The following is a 2,853-nucleotide window of genomic DNA, read 5'->3' as shown; positions in this document are numbered from 1 at the left end:
AGTACCAGCGTACGGCCCACAGAATGATGTCACGCTGAAAATGCCGGCCTTTGAATGGGTTCATGTGCAGCTCCATCAGCAAAAGGGGATGATAAGTTTATCACCACCGACTATTTGCAACAGTGCCTCTCGATAGGTATAGTGTTTTGCAGTTTAGAGGAGATATCGCGATGCATACGCGGAAGGCAATAACGGAGGCAATTCGAAAATTAGGAGTCCAAACCGGTGACCTGTTGATGGTGCATGCCTCACTTAAAGCGATTGGTCCGGTCGAAGGAGGAGCGGAGACGGTCGTTGCCGCGTTACGCTCCGCGGTTGGGCCGACTGGCACTGTGATGGGATACGCGTCGTGGGACCGATCACCCTACGAGGAGACTCTGAATGGCGCTCGGTTGGATGACAAAGCCCGCCGTACCTGGCCGCCGTTCGATCCCGCAACGGCCGGGACTTACCGTGGGTTCGGCCTGCTGAATCAATTTCTGGTTCAAGCCCCCGGCGCGCGGCGCAGCGCGCACCCCGATGCATCGATGGTCGCGGTTGGTCCGCTAGCTGAAACGCTGACGGAGCCTCACGAACTCGGTCACGCCTTGGGGGAAGGGTCGCCCGTCGAGCGGTTCGTCCGCCTTGGCGGGAAGGCCCTGCTGTTGGGTGCGCCGCTAAACTCCGTTACCGCATTGCACTACGCCGAGGCGGTTGCGGATATCCCCAACAAACGATGGGTGACGTATGAGATGCCGATGCTTGGAAGAAACGGTGAAGTCGCCTGGAAAACGGCATCAGAATACGATTCAAACGGCATTCTCGATTGCTTTGCTATCGAAGGAAAGCCGGATGCGGTCGAAACTATAGCAAATGCTTACGTGAAGCTCGGTCGCCATCGAGAAGGTGTCGTGGGCTTTGCTCAGTGCTACCTGTTCGACGCGCAGGACATCGTGACGTTCGGCGTCACCTATCTTGAGAAGCACTTCGGAGCCACTCCGATCGTGCCAGCACACGAAGCCGCCCAGCGCTCTTGCGAGCCTTCCGGTTAGAGGCCGTCGACAATGATAATCTGGATCAACGGACCTTTCGGCGCCGGAAAGACGACTCTCGCTGAGCGGCTGCGCGATCGGCGTCCGAAATCGCTGATCTTTGACCCTGAGGAAATCGGGTTCGTGGTGAAAGAAACGGTCCCCATACCAGCGAGCGGAGACTATCAGGATCTCCCCTTGTGGAGGGGACTTACGATCGCTGCGGTCAGCGAGATTCGCAGGAATTACTCGCAGGACATCATCATCCCAATGACGCTCGTGCACCCGGACTATCTGACTGAGATACTCGACGGGTTAAGGCAGATCGACGATCAGCTGCTGCACATCTTTCTGATGCTTAACGAGGACCTATTGCGTCACCGGATCTCGAACCAGACCATGCATCCTGACCCGAATCGGAATGCGGAGATTCGAGAGTGGCGATTAGCGAATGTCGCCCGATGCTTGGCCGCAAGGGAACGGCTTCCGTCCACAACCCGTGTTCTCGATAGTGGTGCACACACCAGCGATGAACTTGCAGCGATGGTGCTCGACAGACTCGATCAGCGCACCTGATCGCCTTAGAGCTGGCTCGGGAAATCTGCACAGCGGGGATAAGTGGAGTTTCTGCCTGACTTCGGCTTAGATGCCGGGAACAGGAGAGACCATGACGAGACGACCGCGCCGGAACCATAGCCCGGCTTTCAAGGCGAAGGTGGCACTTGCCGCCATCCGAGGTGAGCAGACGCTGGTGGAGTTGTCCCAGCAGTTCGATGTGCACGCCAACCAGATCAAGCAATGGAAAGACCAGCTCCTTGAGGGGGCGACAGGTGTGTTCGGCGATGAAACGAAAGCGGAGCCGTCGGGTCCGACCATCGATGTCAAAACGCTGCACGCGAAAATCGGCGAACTGACACTGGAGAACGATTTTTTATCCGGTGCGCTCGGCAAGGCGGGATTGCTGGGCGGAAAGAAATGATCGACCGCGAGCACAAGCTATCCGTCGTGCGCCAGGCGAAGCTTCTCGGCTTCAGCCGTGGCAGCGTCTACTATCTGCCTCGTCCGGTGTCTGACGGCGATCTGGCCCTTATGCGCCGGATTGACGAATTGCATCTCGACTACCCCTTTGCCGGAAGTCGGATGTTGCAAGGGCTCTTGAGAGGAGAAGGTCTGGAGACCGGGCGGCGACACGTCGCCACGCTGATGAAGAAGATGGGCATCAAGGCGATCTACCGCCGCCCGAACACCTCGAAACCAGCGCCAGGGCACATACGAAAGCTGGCAGTCACCCGGCCCAATCAGGTGTGGGCAATGGACCTGACCTACATCCCCATGGCGCGGGGATTTGTCTATCTGTGCGCCGTCGTGGACTGGTTCAGCCGGAAGGTCTTGTCATGGCGGTTGTCGATCACGATGGAAGCAGCCTTCTGCATCGAGGCGGTGGAGGAGGCACTTGCCCGTCATGGCAGGCCGGAAATCTTCAATACCGACCAGGGATCGCAGTTCACCTCCATCGACTTCACCGCCGTGCTGAAGAGGTCACAGATTGCCATCTCGATGGATGGCAAGGGTGCGTGGCGAGACAATGTCTTCGTCGAGCGGCTCTGGCGTTCGATCAAATACGAGGAAGTCTACCTCCATGCCTACAAGACTGTGTCCGAGGCACGCGCTGGCATCGCCCGATATCTGAACTTCTACAACACCAGACGCCCACATTGGCACTGTTGCAAAGTTAGCGATGAGGCAGCCTTTTGTCTTATTCAAAGGCCTTACATTTCAAAAACTCTGCTTACCAGGCGCATTTCGCCCAGGGGATCACCATAATAAAATGCTGAGGCCTGGC

At 57.4% G+C, this 2,853-nt stretch carries 3 protein-coding genes and 1 pseudogene; 3 read left to right on the top strand and 1 reads right to left on the bottom strand.

Annotated features, from left to right (window positions below; translation table 11 throughout):
• Positions 1–64: pseudogene (locus tag K2184_RS28875) on the bottom strand (hypothetical protein); the annotation flags it as partial.
• A 106-nt stretch (positions 65–170) separates the two neighbouring features.
• On the opposite strand from K2184_RS28875, the gene aac(3)-IIe reads away from it, so the two are divergent.
• The 3 genes from aac(3)-IIe (at position 171) to K2184_RS28860 (ending at position 2,834) form a co-directional block, all read left to right on the top strand.
• Positions 171–1,031, top strand: coding sequence for an aminoglycoside N-acetyltransferase AAC(3)-IIe (aac(3)-IIe, locus tag K2184_RS28870; protein WP_000557452.1), 861 nt, complete (start codon positions 171–173; stop codon positions 1,029–1,031).
• Positions 1,032–1,043: 12 nt separating this feature from the next.
• Positions 1,044–1,586: an AAA family ATPase gene (locus K2184_RS28865; protein WP_002063889.1), complete on the top strand. Its 543-nt coding sequence runs from the start codon at positions 1,044–1,046 to the stop codon at positions 1,584–1,586.
• Between the two features lie 91 nt (positions 1,587–1,677).
• Positions 1,678–2,834, top strand: a protein-coding gene (locus K2184_RS28860) for an IS3 family transposase (RefSeq protein WP_369700724.1) whose coding sequence is annotated in 2 segments (ribosomal slippage) — positions 1,678–1,945 and positions 1,945–2,834 — 1,158 coding nt in all. Because the reading frame shifts where the segments join, the coding sequence is not laid out codon by codon here.
• Positions 2,835–2,853 lie beyond the last annotated feature (19 nt).

This window comes from Klebsiella sp. K5-306 (assembly GCF_051835185.1).
In the GTDB taxonomy this organism is placed as follows: Bacteria; Pseudomonadota; Gammaproteobacteria; order Enterobacterales; family Enterobacteriaceae; genus Klebsiella; species Klebsiella oxytoca.
This window is presented reverse-complemented; position numbering and strand designations above follow the sequence as displayed.